Origin of the sequence: Pseudomonas alkylphenolica, assembly GCF_004025535.1 — a bacterium.
Classification (GTDB): Bacteria; Pseudomonadota; Gammaproteobacteria; order Pseudomonadales; family Pseudomonadaceae; genus Aquipseudomonas; species Aquipseudomonas alkylphenolica_A.
The window spans coordinates 1-452 of the sequence record NZ_QJRG01000001.1 but is presented as its reverse complement, the minus strand read 5'-3'; the positions used below and the strand labels follow the sequence as shown (position 1 = coordinate 452).

At 58.4% G+C, this 452-nt stretch carries 1 protein-coding gene; it reads left to right on the top strand.

Annotated features, from left to right (window positions below; genetic code table 11):
• A partial coding sequence (locus tag DM813_RS28285) for an immunoglobulin-like domain-containing protein (protein ID WP_164897179.1) occupies nt 1-452 on the top strand: 452 nt, incomplete at both ends.

Below are 452 nucleotides of genomic sequence, written 5' to 3'. Positions count from 1 at the left end.
GTTGCCACTATCACCGGCGTAGACGGCCCGGGCTTTGAAAAGCTGGAAATCAAAGACGGTTCGGCGACGGCTAAAGTAGTCGACACTGAAACTGCCTCGACTGTGAGCCTGACCGGTTCGGTACAGAGCGAAGGCTCGACGGCGCAATATGTCTTCACCGCCACCCTCAGCCACGCCTCCCAGGGCGTGACGACGATCACCACCGACAAGGGTGTGATCACCATCGCTGACGGTGAAACCACCGGCACCCTGAAGATCGATGCGGCCAATGGCGAAGACGTCTACAAAGACGGTTCCGAGCTGGTTGCCACTATCACCGGCGTGAACGGCCCTGGCTTTGAGAAACTCGAAGTCAAAGACGGTTCGGCGACGGCTAAAGTAGTCGACACTGAAACCGCCTCGACTGTCAGCCTGTCCGGCTCGGTACAAAACGAAGGCCCATCGGCGCAATA